The sequence below is a fragment of the Anaerocolumna sp. MB42-C2 genome (assembly GCF_030913705.1).
Lineage (GTDB): Bacteria > Bacillota > Clostridia > Lachnospirales > Lachnospiraceae > Anaerocolumna.
Genome location: NZ_CP133190.1, coordinates 4,500,396 through 4,519,812, shown reverse-complemented (window position 1 = coordinate 4,519,812; position 19,417 = coordinate 4,500,396). Strand labels below are relative to the sequence as shown.

Annotated in this window: 15 protein-coding genes and 1 other annotated feature; of the genes, 1 reads left to right on the top strand and 14 read right to left on the bottom strand. The window is 35.2% G+C overall.

What is annotated here, in order from left to right; genetic code table 11:
- Nucleotides 1-44: 44 nt before the first annotated feature.
- From RBU59_RS20135 to RBU59_RS20075, 13 genes are all read right to left on the bottom strand, one after another.
- On the bottom strand, nt 45-461 hold the full coding sequence (locus RBU59_RS20135) for a stage V sporulation protein AB (protein ID WP_308144269.1): 417 nt from the start codon (nt 459-461) through the stop codon (nt 45-47).
- Nucleotides 451-1,077 carry a stage V sporulation protein AA gene (locus RBU59_RS20130; protein WP_308144268.1) on the bottom strand — a complete coding sequence of 209 codons (627 nt, stop codon included), beginning with the start codon at nt 1,075-1,077 and terminating at the stop codon, nt 451-453. The genes RBU59_RS20135 and RBU59_RS20130 overlap by 11 nt, the downstream gene beginning before the upstream one ends.
- 1 nt (nt 1,078) lies before the next feature.
- The gene (locus RBU59_RS20125; RefSeq protein WP_308144267.1) at nt 1,079-1,228 is read right to left on the bottom strand and encodes a hypothetical protein; all 150 of its coding nucleotides are present in this window, start codon (nt 1,226-1,228) and stop codon (nt 1,079-1,081) included.
- Between the two features lie 164 nt (nt 1,229-1,392).
- Nucleotides 1,393-2,106 (bottom strand): RNA polymerase sporulation sigma factor SigF, encoded by a 714-nt coding sequence (gene sigF / locus RBU59_RS20120; RefSeq protein ID WP_308144266.1) that lies wholly within the window; start codon nt 2,104-2,106, stop codon nt 1,393-1,395.
- Nucleotides 2,107-2,208: 102 nt separating this feature from the next.
- Entirely contained in the window at nt 2,209-2,631 is a 423-nt protein-coding gene (gene spoIIAB, locus RBU59_RS20115; RefSeq protein ID WP_308144265.1) for an anti-sigma F factor, read from the bottom strand.
- 63 nt (nt 2,632-2,694) lie between these two features.
- A complete protein-coding gene (gene spoIIAA, locus RBU59_RS20110) occupies nt 2,695-3,096 on the bottom strand; it encodes an anti-sigma F factor antagonist (RefSeq protein WP_308144264.1) in 402 nt (133 codons plus the stop codon).
- 179 nt (nt 3,097-3,275) lie between these two features.
- Complete coding sequence (locus RBU59_RS20105) at nt 3,276-4,679, bottom strand: tetratricopeptide repeat protein (RefSeq protein WP_308144263.1); 1,404 nt, start codon at nt 4,677-4,679, stop codon at nt 3,276-3,278.
- A 76-nt stretch (nt 4,680-4,755) separates the two neighbouring features.
- Nucleotides 4,756-4,896 (bottom strand): hypothetical protein, encoded by a 141-nt coding sequence (locus RBU59_RS20100; RefSeq protein ID WP_308144262.1) that lies wholly within the window; start codon nt 4,894-4,896, stop codon nt 4,756-4,758.
- A gap of 537 nt (nt 4,897-5,433) precedes the next feature.
- Nucleotides 5,434-8,097, bottom strand: a complete 2,664-nt coding sequence (locus RBU59_RS20095) for a valine--tRNA ligase (protein WP_308144261.1) — start codon at nt 8,095-8,097, stop codon at nt 5,434-5,436.
- Between the two features lie 196 nt (nt 8,098-8,293).
- Nucleotides 8,294-8,537, bottom strand: a binding site (T-box leader).
- A 77-nt stretch (nt 8,538-8,614) separates the two neighbouring features.
- Nucleotides 8,615-9,841, bottom strand: a complete 1,227-nt coding sequence (locus RBU59_RS20090) for a hypothetical protein (protein WP_308144260.1) — start codon at nt 9,839-9,841, stop codon at nt 8,615-8,617.
- Nucleotides 9,842-9,857: 16 nt separating this feature from the next.
- On the bottom strand, nt 9,858-10,694 hold the full coding sequence (locus RBU59_RS20085; RefSeq protein WP_308144259.1) for a hypothetical protein: 837 nt from the start codon (nt 10,692-10,694) through the stop codon (nt 9,858-9,860).
- A gap of 18 nt (nt 10,695-10,712) precedes the next feature.
- Nucleotides 10,713-11,981, bottom strand: a complete 1,269-nt coding sequence (locus tag RBU59_RS20080; RefSeq protein ID WP_308144258.1) for a DUF5716 family protein — start codon at nt 11,979-11,981, stop codon at nt 10,713-10,715.
- 320 nt (nt 11,982-12,301) lie between these two features.
- Entirely contained in the window at nt 12,302-15,865 is a 3,564-nt protein-coding gene (locus RBU59_RS20075) for a DUF5717 family protein (RefSeq protein ID WP_308144257.1), read from the bottom strand.
- A gap of 408 nt (nt 15,866-16,273) precedes the next feature.
- On the opposite strand from RBU59_RS20075, the gene RBU59_RS20070 reads away from it, so the two are divergent.
- A complete protein-coding gene (locus RBU59_RS20070; RefSeq protein ID WP_308144256.1) occupies nt 16,274-17,371 on the top strand; it encodes a pyridoxal phosphate-dependent aminotransferase in 1,098 nt (365 codons plus the stop codon).
- 177 nt (nt 17,372-17,548) lie between these two features.
- Here RBU59_RS20070 and RBU59_RS20065 read toward each other — a convergent pair whose 3' ends face one another.
- Nucleotides 17,549-19,282, bottom strand: coding sequence for a methyl-accepting chemotaxis protein (locus RBU59_RS20065; protein ID WP_308144255.1), 1,734 nt, complete (start codon nt 19,280-19,282; stop codon nt 17,549-17,551).
- Nucleotides 19,283-19,417 lie beyond the last annotated feature (135 nt).

Here is a 19,417-nt window from a genome sequence, read left to right as displayed (position 1 = left end):
CGTATCCGAGGCTTTTGGCTTACATGTTCCCTGCGAGACTATTATTAATCACTAAAAAACAGTTGATAAAACGCACCGAGTCCTTTTCCGATTGCTAAACATAAAACTATGATTGGAATTCCAAATTTTAATTTAATTCTGTAAGTCAATACCGGAAATACTTGAAGTACTTCCTCTAAAGCCACCGCAAGGCACCCTACAAAACCGCCTGAAAACAAACCAAACATAATTAATCCGACCATACCGATTGGAAGATTGATTTTAAAGAGTAATACCATATTACCTATTCCTGCTCCTAAGACAACAAGATCTTCGTAGAGAGAAATTCGATTCGCCGTATTTGTCCGAACTGCTAATCTTGTTAAAACACCAATAAGCGTTATAAATGTAAAAATACCTGCCGATACGACAATACCTGCCGTAACTCCTATGAAAATTAATAGGGGATATTTATAGAACATCTATGGTTTTGTCCTCCCTGTTCGCATTCTCAATTAATGTCGTATCTAGATTTTCCTCATATAAACGCATCTGAACCTGCATCGGAGTAGGGTCATTGCCCAATTTAAATTTGGAGAAATGATTAAAAAAAACAATAATCCCCAACGGAAGACCGACTGCATAGGAAACCTCAAGTATTTTTCCGCCCGTTTCATTTCCTGTTACTAATTTATATATTGTTTTAAATATTTCTTTCACATTCGCATCCTCATTAAAAGTCATTATTGTAAATGCTGCTCCGAAAAACACCATAAGTGATACTAATGAGACTTTTATATATTCAAATATTTTAGGGAACTTTTTCGGCGGGTCGTAATGTACTATAAAATCAGATTCACCCAGGTTGATAATCTGTACCTCCGGATATATTTTGTTGATTAATTCAATTAATTTCAAAACAGAAAATATATAATTCGTTTTTTTCGTGGCCTGGGTTTCAAAAACCACTTGACTTTTTAAATCATTAACCATCTTAATATCATAGCTGTATAGCTTGGCAATATCCTTTAGGTAGATGGTTTTGTTCGTAACCATAGTATTTTTATCTATTTTTATATACAGGCAACCATCATTCATATCAGATAAACGCCTCCTGGGTATAACCCCTAACCAGAGTACCTTTAAAGTCATCCGTTTGATCTTTTTGAGCTATAAATGCAACCATCACCGTAACAAAAAAAACTGCCAAAACAATTGCAACTATATATAGACGCCGCTTAAAAATCATAGTATCACCTCTTTTTCTAATGAAAGAAAAAGCATCAGTATAATATAATACCGATGCTTTTCTTGATTTTACTATTTCTGTTTTTTTTATTTGTTATACATTACTAAAATACTTTTCTTTGTCTATTATTATTTGATTCTATAGCTTTTATATACTGGGAATATTTACATCATCTTTTCCCGCATTTTTAATAAAATTTTCTTTTCTAGGCGGGAAACTTGTACCTGTGATATTCCTAGTTCCTTAGCTATATCTGTCTGAGTTCTATTCATAAAGTATCGAAGCCTGATTAATTCCTGATCTTTTTCGTCTAAAGATGCTATGGTTTCTCTTAAAGCAAGCCTGTCAATCATATTTTCATTTTCATCATTTGTTTGTTCCAATTTATCAATAAGATAAATTGCGTTACCGTCACCCTGATAAATAGTTTTATATAAAGATTCCACTTCCGCTCCGGATTCCAGAGCCATTACAACTTCTTCCTTGGCCAGATTAAGTTCTGCGCTGATCTCTTCCAACGTTGGCTCCCTGCCATATAAACTGCTTAATTTCTCCCTTGTGATACGAATTTTTCCTGCTGTTTCTTTCATGGACCGGCTCACTTTAATTACACCATCATCCCGCAAGAAACGTTTTATTTCACCCATGATCATTGGAACTGCATAGGTCGAAAATTTTACTTCGTAAGACATATCAAATTTATCAATTGCCTTAATTAAACCGATAGATCCAATCTGAAATAAGTCTTCCGGTTCATGTCCGCGACACATAAATCTACGGACAATACTCCATACCAATCCTATATTATCTGTTATAACTTTATCTCTTGCTTCTTTATCTCCCTGCTGTGACCGTCGAATCAATTCTAAAGTATCCACTGTTTCACTCCCTTCTTAGATGATTTGAGATAACAGGATAAGTATTTTTACCAAGGTATCATTCTTCCTTATCCTGTAGGAGCATTCAATATAAATAAATTTTTAATGAATTAGCTTTTTCATCTTAACTAAGGTGCCCTCACCTAATTTTGATTCTACTTCCAGATCATCCATAAATGCTTCCATAAATGAAAAACCCATGCCTGAGCGCTCCAATTCCGGCCTGGTCGTATACAAGGGCTCCATAGCTTTTTCAATGTCTTCGATGCCTTTTCCAAAATCCTGTACTTCAATAAATACTTCATGATTACATATCTTGCAGTAAATTTTGACTCTGCCGCCGCCATTATTGTAGCCATGAATAATTGCATTGGTTACTGCCTCTGAAACTGCGGTTTTAATATCTGCAATCTCTTCAATTGTGGGATCCAGTTGAGCCACAAATCCTGCCACAACCATTCTTGCGAAACTTTCATTTCGTGACTGACTATCAATCTCCAATAACATTTCGTTAGTATAATCCATACTTATCCTCCTGCTCAGAACGCCCTCCCAATAAGACCTTAAGTCTATCGCGTTCATTTAATCTTAATTATGGTTGAATTTATTTACCGCATCTTCTATTGTTTCGAATTTATGAATGATTTTGTATAATCCGGACAATCGAAAGATTCTATCTACACTCTGATTTACTCCTGTTACTGCTACTTTTCCCCCTGTAAATATGATCTTTTTATATCGGCCCATTATAACTCCAATGCCTGAACTATCCATAAATTCTGATCCGGTAAAATCAAATATAATATCCTTTATATTTTTACCGGTAATCAGCTTGTCCGACTGTTCCCGTATGGAAATCGCATTATGATGATCCAGTTCTTCCAATAACTTAATAATTAGACAATTGTTAACTACCTCAAAATCTGCCTTCACCCCCTCCCGCAACTGCATTACTGTAGTACTCTTTGATTTTTTTTCCTGCTTGTCCATAATAACCTCTTTCCTGTTTCCTATATTTGATCGGGTATTTTAACTCATTTATTCTGATATTTTAACATTTTATTACATTATTTATCATATATTTACTGTTGTCTCTATAAAAAAAGACATCTCTAGTGAACGATCACTAGAATTGTCTTTCTTTAACTGTCATTTTATCTCTCGTGTTCTTATTCAATACCTGCTAATTTTTCTTGTGCTTCATTTGCGCGTTTGGAATCCGGGAACTGTTCAATAACTATGTTATAATATTTTTTAGCATTTTCATAATCACTTAACTGATGATAGGACCGTCCAATAAAATAAACCGCATCCACATTATCCGGATTAAATTCATAAGCTCGATTTAAAGTATCCAACGCTTCGTCATACTTGCGGTTTGAATACAGGCTATGACCTTCATCGTATAAATCCTCGGATGCTTTTACATAGGTAGCATCTTTTATTTCTTCATATAAATCCTTTGCTTCCTGTTTCTCTAATTTATCGGGTTTAACCTTAACTAAGGCATCTGCAACTTTTTCATAATCCACCTTATTCGGACTGCCGTCTGTTAAGTCATCCATATATAATTTAACTGATTTAAATAAATCATTATATATCGTATCATCATATTCAACTACCTCGAAGCCATCGATTTGCGCTTGTAAATCTTTTACTTTTTGCTGCAGATCGGTTTTATCTTTTTCAAGGGAAGACACATTCTGGGAATTCTTATTTAATTCTGCACTATATTCCACTTCTTGATTTTTAAGTTTGTTCTTGTAGCTGTTTTCCACAGTTGGAACAATTAGGAAAAACACACCTAAAATACCAATTGCTATGCCTAAAATTAAATTAACAAATACCCATACATTGGGTTTATCTTCTTTGTAAGTAGACTGAGGAAATACAGTCGGTTCTTGTATCTTACGAACATTCTCTTTATCTGCTGCTTTACCATCATCTCTGACAGGAGCTGACATCTCACCTAATTCATGTAAATATCTTAAGGTTGTTGTATTAGACACATCTATTTTATTCGCTCTGGCCAGACACTTTATTGCTTTGTCTGTTTCCCCGTTTTTCATGTAAAGAAGTGCTAATAACTGCAAAGCCTTTACAAAATGGGGATTTAAATTTGTTACCTTTTTTAACTGTATAATGGCAAGATCATCATTCCCCTGTTTGGCTGATGATAATGCTGAATTATATCTCTTGATTGTCTGATTTAAGGTATCCAGCTTCGTCGGATTGGACTGGAGGGATTCCATGTATTCGTCCGCATCGTTATCTTTCGGCTGAAAATGCTTGCTGATAACCCATTCACTGAGTGCCGAAACTGTTTCTCCCACCTCATAATATATCAAACCCAATAAATTTCTTGCATTTGTATTTTTTTTATTTAACTCTAAACTCTTTTTTAAGACCAGTACAGCACCGGATAAGTCCCTGACCTTTGCTTTCTCCAGGCCTTCATTATAATATTTATTGGATAATAAATACATTTTTCTATAAATTGTTAAATCCTCACCGCATCTTTCACAGCGATTTCTTTTCGCTGCTACATCGTTGCCACAAACCGGACAAATCATATTCATCTCCACCTAACCGTTTTTTCTATGCTCAAACTAATGTAACATGGTCGCTTAAGCGATCACAAATGTCCTATTATTTATCCTTTAATTCTTTTAGCATGGTTTTTATAATATCCGTAATGTCTGATAAGTCATTATTATTAATAACATCTTCTGCCTGTTCTACTTCAAGACTTGGTTGAAACTTAGCTATTTCTTCATCGAAATTAATCATATTAACCTCTTTTCTAACTTAGGACTATAGAATACCCTGGTCTTTTCTCGTCTCTGCGCAGTGGTAATTACAATTATCCTACTCTATTATAGATATACTAAATATCTGAACATATACATCATAACCAGTTTAGGTGCAAAAATCAAGTTAATATTTACCTATATTTATAAAAATAACAATACTCTTAAGGACAGGAATCGATAATTAAAATCCAGTTTATAGTAAGCAAGGGGCATAAGCCCCTTGTGAATATGAAATCCTTAGAATAACTACTTTTATTATAATATTACTATTTTTTTATGCAAGAAAAATAGTTCGATACTCTTCGACATAGTAACCTATTATTACCATTTTTTATGGTTTTTACAACTCTTATGGATTGCTTTCCAGCCCACAACATTATCTCTATGTGCCATGCAATTAATACAATTTCAGAGCCAAATCTGTCCCATAGGGCATCTGAAGCTATGAAACTAGTATCAATTGCATGATATATTGAAAAAACTATATAGTTTCGCAATTGCCTATTGCCTGAACTTATTTGCTAAGATGTTGCAGCCGTTCCGTTACCTGAGCCATCATATTAGTGTATTTCTCTAATTTATCTTTTTCTTCTGCAATTTTAGCTTCCGGAGCTTTACTTACGAATTTTTCGTTACTTAACATACCTTTTACTCTCTTAAGTTCACCCTCTAATCTGATTTTTTCTTTGGTGAGACGTTCTATTTCTTTCTCCACATCTACCAAGTCGGCAAATGGCATATAAATAGATGCTTCCGGGATAACTGCGGCTACAGAATCAGCCGGGATGCCTGCTTTATCTTTCTGAATTGTTACTTCAGCTGCATAACCCAACGTAGCAAAAAATACTTTACTGTTCTCAAATATCGTTCTGACCCTTTCATTTTCAGATACAACAATCACAGAAGCTTTCCTGCTTGGCGGAACATTCATATCAGTACGGACATTTCTTATACCTTTTACTGCAGCTTTAATGATTTCAACTGCTTCTTCTTCCGTCTGGTATGCAAAGTTTTCTTCATAAACAGGCCATTCCGAAATCATAATAGATTCCTCCTCTGCATTTTTACCTTCCATTTCTTTTAAGGTACAGAAGATTTCCTCTGTTATAAAAGGCATATAAGGATGCAGAAGTTTTAAGGAAATAGTTAAAACCCGTTTCAGAGTCCAGATTGCACTTACTTTCGTTTCATCCGTATCACTGTATAATCTGGGTTTCACCATCTCAATATACCAGTCACAGAATTCTTCCCATACAAAATCATAAATTTTCTGGACTGCTATACCTAATTCAAAATTATCCATATTATCTGTAACATCTTTAATCAGAGTGTTGGCTTTCGACAAGATCCATTTATCCGCATCAGTTAAAGTTTTAGGATCAACGGAATCTCCAGCCTCTGCCTTTTCCAGATTCATCATAATAAATCTGGAGGCATTCCATACTTTATTGGCGAAATTACGGCTTGCTTCTACTCTCTCCCAGTAAAAACGCATATCATTACCGGGGGCATTACCCGTAATTAAGGTTAATCTTAAGGCGTCTGCACCGTATTTATCTATAATCTCCAACGGATCAATTCCATTACCAAGAGATTTACTCATCTTACGTCCCTGGGAATCCCTAACAAGACCGTGAATTAAAACCTTGCTAAATGGAGCCTTTCCGGTATATTCAAAACCGGAAAATACCATACGAATAACCCAGAAAAAGATGATATCATATCCGGTTACCAATACATCTGTAGGATAAAAATATTTTAAATCTTCCGTTTCCTCCGGCCATCCAAGAGTTGAAAACGGCCAAAGTGCTGAACTGAACCAGGTGTCAAGAGTATCCTCGTCCTGTTTTAAATGTGTATGGCCGCATTTCGGGCATTTATCCGGAACTTCTTTCGCTACCACTACTTCACCGCACTTCTCGCAGTAATAAGCAGGAATCCTGTGTCCCCACCATAATTGTCTGGAGATACACCAATCCCTGATATTATCCGTCCAGTTAAAGTATATTTTGTCAAAGCGTTCCGGAACAAACTGCACTTCTCCGGTTTTAACTGCTTTTACGGCAGGTTTAATCAGTTCATCCATCTTAACAAACCATTGCTGCTTAATAAGTGGTTCAACCGTTGTCTTGCATCTGTCATGGGTACCAACATTGTGAACATGATCTTCCACTTTCACTAATAATCCCATCTCATCTAATTCTTTAACCATAAGCTTTCTAGCTACATAGCGGTCCATTCCCTCATATTTGCCGCCATTATGATTAATGGTTGCATCATCATTCATCACATTGATTTCAGGTAGATTATGCCTCTTACCTACTTCAAAGTCATTAGGGTCATGAGCAGGTGTGATTTTAACAACACCGGTTCCGAATTCTTTATCTACATAAGCATCTGCTATAATAGGGATTTCTTTATTAACTAACGGAAGTTTTACCATTTTGCCTATTAAATGCTTATATCTGTCGTCCTCCGGATGAACCGCAACAGCAGAGTCACCAAGCATGGTCTCAGGTCTGGTGGTCGCAACTTCAACAAATTCATCACTTCCTACGATTGGATATTTAATATGCCAAAAATGTCCTGCCTGCTCCTCATGCTCAACTTCCGCGTCGGAAATACTTGTCTGACATACCGGACACCAGTTGATAATCCTGGAACCTTTATAGATATATCCTTTTTCATATAAACGGATAAATACTTCAGTTACGGCTTTAGAACAGCCCTCATCCATAGTAAAACGTTCTCTGTCCCAATCACAGGATGAGCCTAATTTCTTTAGCTGTCCGATAATTCTGCCGCCGTATTCCTCTTTCCATTCCCAGGCTCTTTTAAGGAAACCATCCCTGCCAAGGCTTTCCTTATCGATACCTTCCTTCTTCAACTGTTCGATAATCTTTACTTCTGTTGCAATACTTGCATGGTCCGTACCCGGCTGCCATAATGCATTATATCCCTGCATTCTCTTGAATCGGATGAGAATATCCTGCATAGTATTATCCAGTGCATGTCCCATATGCAACTGACCTGTAATATTCGGCGGGGGAATTACTATTGTAAATGGTTTTTTCTTTTTATCAACTTCTGCATGAAAATATTTTTTGTTCAGCCATTTTTCATATAATCTTCCTTCAATCTCCTGAGGATTATAATTTTTTGCTAATTCTTTTTCCATTATGTTTCTCCTTTTGTTTTTTAGTATTATAACCGGAAAATGCGATATCAAAGAGTCAAGCGTGCTGACACTTTGACGCCCGAGCAGCCCCTGCAGCAATACGCTTCTTACATGAGGTGTGCATCCTACCCGATAGGGTTTTATTTTATAGGAAAGTTCTCCGAACTTCCCTATAAAATAAAAAAAGCCCTTCGTCTTAAAGGACGAAGAACCGTGGTACCACCTTTATTTGTGGCTGCATCATTAATAAAAGCCACCTTAAGTGCCGGTTTGAAAACTGACACGAGTCTGTAACGGGACCTCCCGTTATTTCTTACTTACTTTCAGAAATACTGTTCCGGAGCTACCTTCAATAACTTCTCTTTAAGATAACCTTTCAGCCTATGGATTATCCTCTCTGGTAAGATAGTTTATCTAATCCTCTCCATCCTTACATTTTCCACCCTATTTAACTATAAATTTTGTATAGTTATAATAATAAGAAATGAATCCGAATCTGTCAAGTAGTTTTTGGTTATTATAGATAGATACCATAATCCTTCAATTTTCTTGTAACTTCTTCCCGGTTAGCCGGTCTCTGATTAACAAACCAAGTGATATCTTCTATACTTTTTTCTTTTAACTTATTATTATATTCAATTCGGTCTCTGAGCTTTTGTCTTCTTACATTCAGGCGATGACGTACCTCTACCATTTCTTTGCTGTCAATCACAGCGGCTGCCTGATAAACCCAGATATCCGGATCTTTCAAATCATAACTTCTTAATTCCTTTACCAGCTCTCTGTTGTAAAACTCTAACTGCTTCGTATTTTTCTCATATATTTTTTCTTCTTCCTTAGCTTTCAGATACTGTTCCCACAAAAACCAAAGCTCCGCATAACTATTAACCATGTATTTCTGGTAAGAGTAATCCAGTTCGTTCGTATTGTTAATATATTTGATTTTCACCTTATTTAACAGGTTGATTGCTTTATTTAACTTACGCTCCGTTAATTTCATGTCATTTCTGTTCACACCGGAGTTAATAAAGATATAAACTGCCGAAACAAGTGCCATCGTTATAGTCATAAGAAACGGAATCTGCATATTTGCCTTGGTTACATTCTGCAGAATAACAAAAAGTAAAAACAGGGAAAATACCAAGATACAGGTAACAACTGCAATGTTCTTCAAATACGTATGTCTATTTAATATTTCTTCTTTCTGGTATAACAGAGCACCTTTTTCCCCTTCCAGATATTTCATATCTGTTTTAATGGTATTATTATAAGCTTCATTGTTTTTCATTTTTTTTAATTCCTGGGGTAATATGTCCTCATATCTGGCAATATGTTTGTATTGAGCGTCCGTTATTTTTCTTGTTTTGTTTTGATATTTGGCTCTTTCTCTTGTAAATGTGATTATTTTTCTAGCTGTATCATTTAAATATTCCCGTTCTTCAGACGGAATCTGCTCCAGTTTTTGGATATCCGTCAGATAGGAAGTCACCGCCTGGTATTCTACCTTTAATTCTTCCAATTGTTTCGAACTCTCAAGAATCTGATCACAGTTATCTGTGATGAAATTCCCACTGTCCATATTCGGGTCAAATTCGTTATTTTTGTTTTCTGATTTTTCTGTACTTTTAATAATTTCATCTTCCAGCGTATTATTAAAATCGTCCGATTCCAGATTTATGTCTTGTTTTACAGGTGATTCCTTTTTTTTATTTTTATTTTTAAATAACTTTTTTATAATGCCCATTTAATTCCTCTCCTGCTTACGAGTTTTCCCTCCGGAATTCCTGTTTCCACCCATTAATCAAATCGCCGGCCATTTGGTAAAAGGGAACAATCTGTCCGGCATCCTTATATTCCATAAGATTCTCTATTACTTCATAACCACTGGAGGTTTCTGCTTCCTGATAAAAACTGTCCAGTTCATTATTAATCTGCTCCAGATATTCTTTGCTGATTCCATAATTTGAGACTTCCTGATTCAGTATTTCTTCCTGTTTACTCAATATTAAAGTGCAAATGTACTGTTTAAGGGATTCTTTATTGTGATTACGCTCATAAGCCTGTTTAAACACTTTAGCTGCCCCAGTCAAACCAATGGTATATATCTGAGCTAATGCCAGATTATGTATCAGGTCCCCATACTGTACACTGTCTAGTGCAGCGGCTTCTGAGCTGCTCAGAATCATTTCATACTCCATAACCGCTTCTGTGTATTGCCTGTATTTAATATAATTATCCGCTTTTTTCTTTTTCCGTTCTATGGGTGTTAAATTACCCCATTCATCCATGATAACTAGCAGCTGTTTAATCTCTGCCTCTGTATAATAATCTGCACTGCATAAAACACATACCACATAATCCTTTAATCCGGCCTTGGCCTCCAGCAGCTTTAATAGCTTGTCTGCCCTCTCCTCAAGCTTTAGCACCGTATGAATCCAATGTACTAAGGTATCATCAAAGAACTCCTCCGTAATAAGCTCAATGTTATTATAAATATAATAACATAATTCCTCAATGGAATAGAGCTCCGTATCCGTAAGTTTGACATAATAAGGCTGTTCCGCCAGATTACCGTTACATAAAATTAATTTTCCCATAACCCCTCCCAATAACTCTTAATATACGATTTCTTTTTCCCATATCCGGTTAGATGACGGATAGAAACTGCCAAACCCCTTATCTTTTACTGAAATAATTGCAGTATTATTACTTAAGAATTTTATTCTAACCTCTACCCTGGTGGTTTTATTCGGGCGGTTAGGAAGTCCGTCTAACGAAATGGTATAAGGTATCGTTTCGTGTTTTAAGATGTCTTTCCTATAGATAGTAAGCTCGTGTAAGTCATCCAGTATCAAATCTATTTTATCATCCGCTTCGCACCAAAGAGTTCCTGCCTTAGCCAATACTGCTTCTGCTTGTTTCGTATCATAATACCCTAAAAGATAAAAGGAACTGGATATCATGTCGTCCCCTAAAAGTATGATATCATCCAAATTATGTTCTCCTGCTAATTCCAAGGCAGCAAAACATGCCCCTTTAACATAAAGATTCTGTCCTTTAAATACCCGCCTGCCTATGCACAGCTCTTTAAAGACTTTATCCGCCCAAGTTCCCTCAAACCCTTTACCTGTAATGTAAATAGTAGATACTATTTGTTTATGAAGTGCCTGATTGGCAATATTGCGAAACAGATATTCCAATTTATCTTTATCCGTTATATCTTCTGCAACCTGATTATTTAATACATCCTGATAATTCTTTTCTTCTATATCCACCAGATAAGGCAGGGATTTTCTCTCTATCATCAGCTGTTTATAGACCAGTCCGTTTTCATCAAAATCAAATAACCCTACATCATTCATCCATAATTCTTTCTTTTGATAGAGGGCATAAAATTGATAGCTTTGAGAGTGACTCTGAATAAATGCCCGGTCTTTTCCGATACCCATACTATCAAGAGCTTTATATATTCCCTCCTTTAGTATTTCGGTCGATTCTTTGATAGTCACAACAATCTTTTGTATACTATTGGAGGGATAATTAATTTTTATAAGTTGAAGGCATTTACGTAAATACTTCTCAAGTAATGCAACCGGACTAAACGGCACTCCATAGATATCCGTATCCTCCTGATTTATAACTTTCTTTAATAATTGATCAATCAGTACTCCGGTTCCGGTTTCCTTACAGTGAAAAGCGTCTTCTCCGTATACCCATTCTTTTGTTCTCTGCTTTACGCCAAGTACGGTAGGTATCAAATATTTTGTTTTATCGGAAGTCACACATATGGATTCCGGTTCTTGAGTTTTGGTATTATAACAGCAGATTTGTGAATCCTGTTCACAAAGATCAAATCCCACAATAAGACTTCTTTGCTCACTCATATTTTACCTCCCATTATTATTCATGATAGGTGCTTGCGAAACAATATAGTTATCTCAATATTTCATACAATTCATACGAATTTTATAGCTTCAGTTGCCTTTAGGGGCAAGATTCAGCTCTAAAATTGTATGAATTGCGTGTCATATAAATACAAATTTTGAGTTTCGCAATTACTTACTACATGATTTAGATTCGTGTCAAAAGCCAAGTTAATTATGGTTCCGTCAATTTGCAAAGTAGAGTTATAGATGTGCAAATTGACGAATGTAAATTATTTGTATGGTTTTGACACCTTAATCTAATTATCGCACTTACCATGTCATAATAGTTTAAATACCTTGGATAATATATAGTGATTTTTATAATAATTATCCAAGCTTTCCATCAATGTTTTATCGTCCTGTACTTCCAGAGCAGTCAGCATAAAATTGAGATGATTATATCTGGTATCTTCTTCTAATTTCATTGAATTATCCAGTTTTACATTTACACTTTCCGTAATGGATACCTGACCGGTTTCATCTTCTTCGGTGATATAATATTGAATACTTTCATTATAAAACAGTATAAATTCTTTCACATGAATCCCCTGATAGACATCTTTCATTTCTTCACTGATGAATTCATCACTGCTGTTTTTTCCTTCCAGCCGATAATGAATTGTTACTTTGTGAATCGGGTTAGTTATATATTCCACAAATATTTTATCACTTATCCCTGCCGGTAATGGCAGTATACTCTGAAACTTCTTATAGAACGGCAGTATAAGGCCTTTTCGAATCAGTTTATCCAACTGATAATCGATGAATTCTATTTCATCCTTCTCAAAACTGTCTTCCGTGGATAACTTCTTTAATAAAGCCAGCGTACAAACTTCATTCTCTTCATAAACCAATTCCCGTTTCATAATATGAAATAATTCCGGTTGAATAATACGATCCATAACAAGGTACTTGTAAGCGTTATAGGATAAAAATGCTTTTATCAGTTTATGATTTGTGCCACGTTTATAATACCGGATAAATACTCCTAACGAATTGGTAATGTAACTTTCTGCAAATAACATCTGTACAAGAAGCCGATCCTCAAGCTCCGCCGTCTCCATCTCGAACCCTACGGCTGCCTGCCACAGCTCATACATTTCCCCTGTAGTTCCAAAAAAGTGTTTTACCAGATATTTTAAGATTCCCTCATTGTATTTACCCGCTCTAAAAATGTGGTAAGCAAGACTTACAATAAAGTCATTTTTAGGGTCCTCCTCGTTTCGGTGCTCCAGCAGGTTGGTACATAATTTTATTAACCGCTTAATGGCAATCCCCTCAAAACCAAATTCCGTCAGGGCTTCCAATGCCTTGTCATACATATCCCGGATAATGAAAAATTCAACTACCTTATCCCTGTCCCCTTTCGATAATCCGTGAAGATTGATCTTACTTAAGTAGGATTCCAGTGATTCACCCTCAAAATTTTCATAATAATAATGAATCAGATCCAAATTGATTTTATTGTAATAAGATTCGTTTAATCCCTGTATTACAAGGATGTCTTTGCGGATTGCAATGGATCTGTCATCATATTTCAGGTAAGTCTGAACTTTTTCCGACAGGTTTAAAAGAATCATAGGGTGATCCACCCCCAGCTCATAACAGGTTTCAATATAATATTCCCATTGCATCAATTTATTAAGGGTATATTCTGCTGTAGCTGTAAAACGGTTTTCATACTGATCTATGAGAAAAATCTCTGCGTCTTCCGTATAAATATCTATTAATGCTGTTCCGTCAACTATAGGTGTGTAGACCTCCTCGTTCATTTCCTTATGAACAACACAAACCCCTTTCATATTAAGATTGTGACAAATAATTTCCTGTTTGAACATAACATAAGGTAACTGTGTCGCAGTCTCAGAGGTTAACCCCTGCTGCGAGATAAATTCTTCATAAAGCAGAGCAAAATTCCCATTAATACTATGTGCCTCTAATTGCTTTAAGACAAACTGCTCAATCCGTTTCCAATAAGAGCGGTAAATTTCAGGCAGCTTTTCTTTGTTTTTAACAATATAAGCATACAGGTATGATTTTTTACGGTCATTTAAACTGCTGTTATAGATGAAATACAATAAAATCTGCTGAGGTAAAACCGTATCTGCATTCTCTGTCAGGGAATACATGTAATATTCATATAATTCAGTAATTCTTAACTGCTCCTTCACTCCGTCCTGATACCAGCGAAAATACAGACTGCTTCTTTGATGTCCCTTAATTAGATGACTGCAGATGGCTGTTAATATTTCCCTGTTAGGATATTTATTATATAATCTGCTTAATGAGTGATGAACAGACCGGCTGAAATACTTTCTTTTTCCTGCCAGATATGTGTACTGCATCGCAGTTTCTTCCGAAATAAAATCATTTTTTATATCCCAATTAAGTACCTGTAATTCAAATTCCTGTAATTCATGAAGCAGAGAGGGTTCTTCATTAAAAATATAAGCTGCTTCAAAATATAAAATAGGGCTTCTGCAGCCGTTCTTATAAAGTTCTTTGATTTCCGCAAGCTTAATAACCTTATTAGTATCATATTTTTTATCGGTATATAATAAAAACCAAAATAATTTCCAATCCTTATTACTGTCGTCATAAAATCCACGTATTTTTTGCAGTGCATCTTGTATGGAGGTTTCATCCTTACGAAGCAAAGCTAACAAATACAGATATCCACAGTAAAGTAATACATCCGTGTCTTTTACTTTTTCAAATACTTCTCCAAATTCCTTAAGCAATTGCTCTGCTTTTGTATCCTTCCCAGAAACCATTAATACATGAATCTGCATCAGTTGGTATAGATGTTGATTTTTACTATCCTGATTCAGTAATTGTTCCAGCAGCACATTTGCTTCTTTTACATATTCCTCTATGGTCAAACGGTTAGTACGAAAATCTAAATAATTCTCTGTCAGCTTAATTCGATACCTGTTGCTCTTTTTATGACTGTTATGTATTGGCAGACCCGACTTATTACAATGACAGGTCACTTCGATTGCTATCGTTTCATGGGCAGTAGTAATAAAAATTTTGCCATAATTATTTCCTGAATGCATAAATGCCGGGTCTATAACAAATTCCAGCGGATAGGAATTTCCAATGAAATTTTCAGACCAGATTATCTTATGTTCCGGTATCAAAAAAGGTACATCCGTACTTATTCTGATTTCGGCATATCCCCAGTTGTCCTTTATCAGCGTAACCTTATCCATCATACTTTCTTTATCTAAGTCAAATGCAAGAACCTTTTTATCCACACTGATATTTATTTGTAATTTTTTACGGATTGCAATCAAGAATTCTTCCAAAGCCTGGCTGCCAGATCTGCTTTTAATTATATTTTGATATAATAAAAGGTATTTCGTATCATGATATAATAAGATTTGTTTAAATTCCTGAGATTTAAATAGCTTGAGTGCTTCAGCTGTGTCTGATTTAGCAAGATTGGCAAAATTAAACAAATCCTTGATTTTACCAATAGAAGACCTAAGATAAGGCACTTCTATATTAACAATAAAAGGTAACAGAATCTCTCCGCAATCGCTTACAATACAGATCTCGCCTTTAACAGTCTCTAACGGATTCATATGATCCCCGAAAAAGCGGTAATGTATCTCATTCTCACTGTCCATAAAACTATTTTGTTCCAGGCGGAACAGCTCGCTGGAAGAATAAAGAATCCCTTTCATCGGTGTATTTTTATTATTTTTAATGGTAAAACTCCCTGAATAAGTTTTGCCTGTTTCTACTGTTATATTTATTTCCACTTCTGACAGCAGAATATCAGGTCTTTCATATTCAAATACTCCTTTCGATAACCGTTCGACTTTTTCTTTCAATTGTTCCACCTCAAGCTTTGGTTTTTTTATTCTGTATTGCATTTTTTATGAATTAAATTATAATAATTATAACACTAATCGACAACTTTTAGCAATAAAAATTGGATAGTCAAATGTTCACAAATTCGGATTAATATATAGAATAGAATCAAAATAAAATATACAGTGTAATTATTTATTATTTAGAGAATAAATCTATATGAAAAATAAATAATACTCTTACATTAACTTTATGAACCACAACATACTAGATCCAAGCAAGAGCCTGTTACAAATCAATTTGTGCTCTGCATCACATAATCAAATTATAAATTGTACAAATTGGCGTAACTGTAATATAAGATTTGCTTTTGATACTCGAACAAAAATATTAGTTTTACATAAAAATCCATAGGAAGGAATTATACCATGCTGACACCAAAAGAACATTTCCACGGAAGTGATTTAGAAAAAATTGAAACTATTTACGGAATTAAAAAAGAGGACATTACCAGTTTTTCGGCTAATGTAAATCCACTTGGGATATCTCCTAAGTTAAGGGCAGAACTTGCAGGTAAAATTGATGCAATTACCGGCTACCCGGACCGGGAGTATACCTCTTTAAGAAAATGTATTGCGACTTACGTACATGCAGATATGGAACATATTGTAGTGGGCAATGGCTCTACGGAGCTGATTTCTTTGTTTATTCAAATAACTCATCCAAAGAAGGCACTGATTATCGGTCCGACTTATTCGGAATATGAAAGGGAGATCTCTTTAGGCGGCGGCAGTTCTTTATATTACCGTCTGGAGGAAACCGATGATTTTCACCTTAATGTAGAAGATTTGAAGAAAGAATTAACCGCTGAATTTGATTTACTTGTTATCTGCAATCCCAATAATCCTACCTCCTCTGCCATTCCATTATCGGATATGAGAAAGATACTGGATATCTGTAAGCTGCGGGGAATCTTATGTATGGTGGACGAGACCTATGTAGAGTTTGCAGAGGACATGACTCAGATTACTGCCATTTCCTTAGCAAGTTATTATAATAATATCATCATATTACGGGGTATCTCCAAATTCTTTGCCGCCCCGGGACTTCGTTTAGGATATGCTGTCTGCGGCAATATGGATATGTTAAAGTTATTGAATCAGAGAAAAAATCCCTGGACTATTAATACATTAGCTGCGATTGCCGGGGAAATCATGTTTAAGGATGAAGAATATATCAGTCAGACAAAAATGCTGATCAAACAGGAAAGAGACCGAATTTATGATATGCTTTCCTCCTGTTATAATGTGCGGGTTTATCCTCCTGTTGCAAACTTTGTGCTGGTCAAGATCCTAAAGGAGTCTGTTACTGCTTCCGATTTATTTGATGCCGCCATCCGTAAGGGTCTAATGATACGTGACTGCTCTACTTTTCCTTTCTTAGATCAGAAGTTTATTCGATTCTGTTTTATGTCACCCGAGAAAAATACCGAACTGATGAATCTGTTATTGGAACTGTTAAAATAAAGTATATCTGATATATTTATGTGCCTCCTGCACCGTAGGGCTTTTTATTTCATCGGGAAGTTCGGAGTACTTTCTATGAACAAAATGATTATCCCTTACCTTAAGAAGTAGTGGATAATCATTTTTGTTTTTGTATTTTACTTTGAGTGAGCTACTAAAATAATATTTTATCTTATTCTACATTTTCGTAAATTTAGATACTGCGTTATTCAAATCATTTACTGAGTTTGCACTTTCATTTAAAGCTGATTTAAAAGCTTCCGCATCTTTATTTAATTTCTCACTGTTTTCAGCAACTATCTGCGTATTATTTGAGCTTTCTTCAATAATAGTTGTAACTCCATCAATAGATTTGACAATATTGTCTACGGTATGGTCCAGCTTATCGGTGGTCTCATAGAATTCACTGAGTAGTTGCTTAATGGTTTTTGCATCCTTATCGTATTTCTCTCCGGATTCCACCATCATGGAATAATCATTTAGCACATTGGTATTAACAAATTGAAGCAATCGTCCAGAATCTTTGGTCAATTCTCTTACTGATTCGATTACTGAACTGCTGATCTCCTGTATCTGATTTGCTGTTTCTCTGGACCTTGAAGCGAGATGACCGATTTCACCTGCAACAACTGCAAACCCTTTTCCCTGTTCACCAGCTCTGGCAGCTTCAATTGAAGCATTCAAAGCCAATAAATTAGTCTGGGACGTGATATCTAAAATTGTATTTGTTAACATGTTAATTTGTTCTACTTCCTGCGATTTTTCAATCGTACTCTCAACACTTCTGCTGATTTCATTTAATATGTTTTGTGTTGTATCCTGTGCTGTAACAGATGTCTGTTTTAATTCACCGGCACGGACGCTGATTTCACCTGCAAGCTGGAGGCCGGAATTCACCTTATTGGTCATATCCTCCAACATACTTCCAATTTCAGAAGCAGCGTTATTAACCGCTTCAATATTAGCAGCCGTCTCTTCCATACCCGCTGACATTTCCTGCATGGCGGCAGAATTATCGGAAACATTATCAATAATTCCGATAATACCGGATTCGAAAATAGTAAAGTTATGTTTTAAATTAGCAGATACTGTACTGATATTATATATTATATGCTGAAGCGTTTCGATAAAACTATTTATGCCTTGAGCTAATAAACCTATTTCATCATTCCCAAGTGAGATTACTCGTTTTGTTAAATCTCCTTCTCCATGCTCAATATGATATGTAATTTCATGCAGTGAATTTTTCGCTTTTACCAGAGGTTTTACTAAGATTCTACGGATAAATAACCAGCTCAATACCGTTACTGCAATAAAAATGATAAAAATAATTATTTCTGTCAGATTGGCGAATTCCCTGCTTTTATTAAGCTGCTTTAAGGTATTATCCACATCCTTTTGAAGAGTATCACTTAAATTCCTGAGATCATCAAACATTGGGCTGGAAAGAGCAGGCATCTCCTTAGTGTAGATTCCAGTAGAACCATCTATATCTCCTGAATTAGACAACTCAATTCCTTTTTTAATTAAGGTATAATACTCCGAATACTGCCGTTCAATTGAAATGATTGTTTCCGTATATTTTGTGTTTGCAAACTGCACTTCTAAATCTTTTAAAGTATCTGAAATAAAAGTATTGCAGGAATCTATGTACCCACCAAATGTTTCTTTTGACTCTGCATCATCAATTATAAAATATTTTGCAGCCATACTATCAATAGCAAGCATATATTCATAAACATGATTAAATGTCAGAATATCACCCATGTCGTCAGAAGCTATATTATCTGCTTTCTGAAAGATTTTCTGCTGATTAATTAAAGTAAAAATCTGAGATACCATTGCAACACAAAAAACCAATAAAATTGCAATTAAAACTTTGTTACCTATTTTCATATTTTTTAGTTTCATAATTTTCTCTTTCCCTTTCATTTAAACTCCATTTCAGTTCAATAACACATATATATATTATATCATATGGAAATTCTTAGTAAACATAATTCGACAAAATAGTTGTTCTATCTAATTTATTTTACTATATTCAAC

Excerpts from the sequence above, each read along its gene's own strand:
- RBU59_RS20085 (WP_308144259.1), bottom strand. The coding sequence starts at position 10,694 with ATGGGAAAATTAATTTTATGTAACGGTAATCTGGCGGAACAGCCTTAT.
- RBU59_RS20125 (WP_308144267.1), bottom strand. The coding sequence starts at position 1,228 with ATGATTTTTAAGCGGCGTCTATATATAGTTGCAATTGTTTTGGCAGTT.
- spoIIAA (WP_308144264.1), bottom strand. The coding sequence starts at position 3,096 with ATGGACAAGCAGGAAAAAAAATCAAAGAGTACTACAGTAATGCAGTTG.
- RBU59_RS20080 (WP_308144258.1), bottom strand. The coding sequence starts at position 11,981 with ATGAGTGAGCAAAGAAGTCTTATTGTGGGATTTGATCTTTGTGAACAG.
- RBU59_RS20105 (WP_308144263.1), bottom strand. The coding sequence starts at position 4,679 with ATGATTTGTCCGGTTTGTGGCAACGATGTAGCAGCGAAAAGAAATCGC.
- RBU59_RS20070 (WP_308144256.1), top strand. The coding sequence starts at position 16,274 with ATGCTGACACCAAAAGAACATTTCCACGGAAGTGATTTAGAAAAAATT.
- RBU59_RS20090 (WP_308144260.1), bottom strand. The coding sequence starts at position 9,841 with ATGGGCATTATAAAAAAGTTATTTAAAAATAAAAATAAAAAAAAGGAA.
- RBU59_RS20130 (WP_308144268.1), bottom strand. The coding sequence starts at position 1,077 with ATGAATGATGGTTGCCTGTATATAAAAATAGATAAAAATACTATGGTT.
- RBU59_RS20100 (WP_308144262.1), bottom strand. The coding sequence starts at position 4,896 with ATGATTAATTTCGATGAAGAAATAGCTAAGTTTCAACCAAGTCTTGAA.
- spoIIAB (WP_308144265.1), bottom strand. The coding sequence starts at position 2,631 with ATGGATTATACTAACGAAATGTTATTGGAGATTGATAGTCAGTCACGA.
- RBU59_RS20135 (WP_308144269.1), bottom strand. The coding sequence starts at position 461 with ATGTTCTATAAATATCCCCTATTAATTTTCATAGGAGTTACGGCAGGT.
- RBU59_RS20065 (WP_308144255.1), bottom strand. The coding sequence starts at position 19,282 with ATGAAACTAAAAAATATGAAAATAGGTAACAAAGTTTTAATTGCAATT.
- RBU59_RS20095 (WP_308144261.1), bottom strand. The coding sequence starts at position 8,097 with ATGGAAAAAGAATTAGCAAAAAATTATAATCCTCAGGAGATTGAAGGA.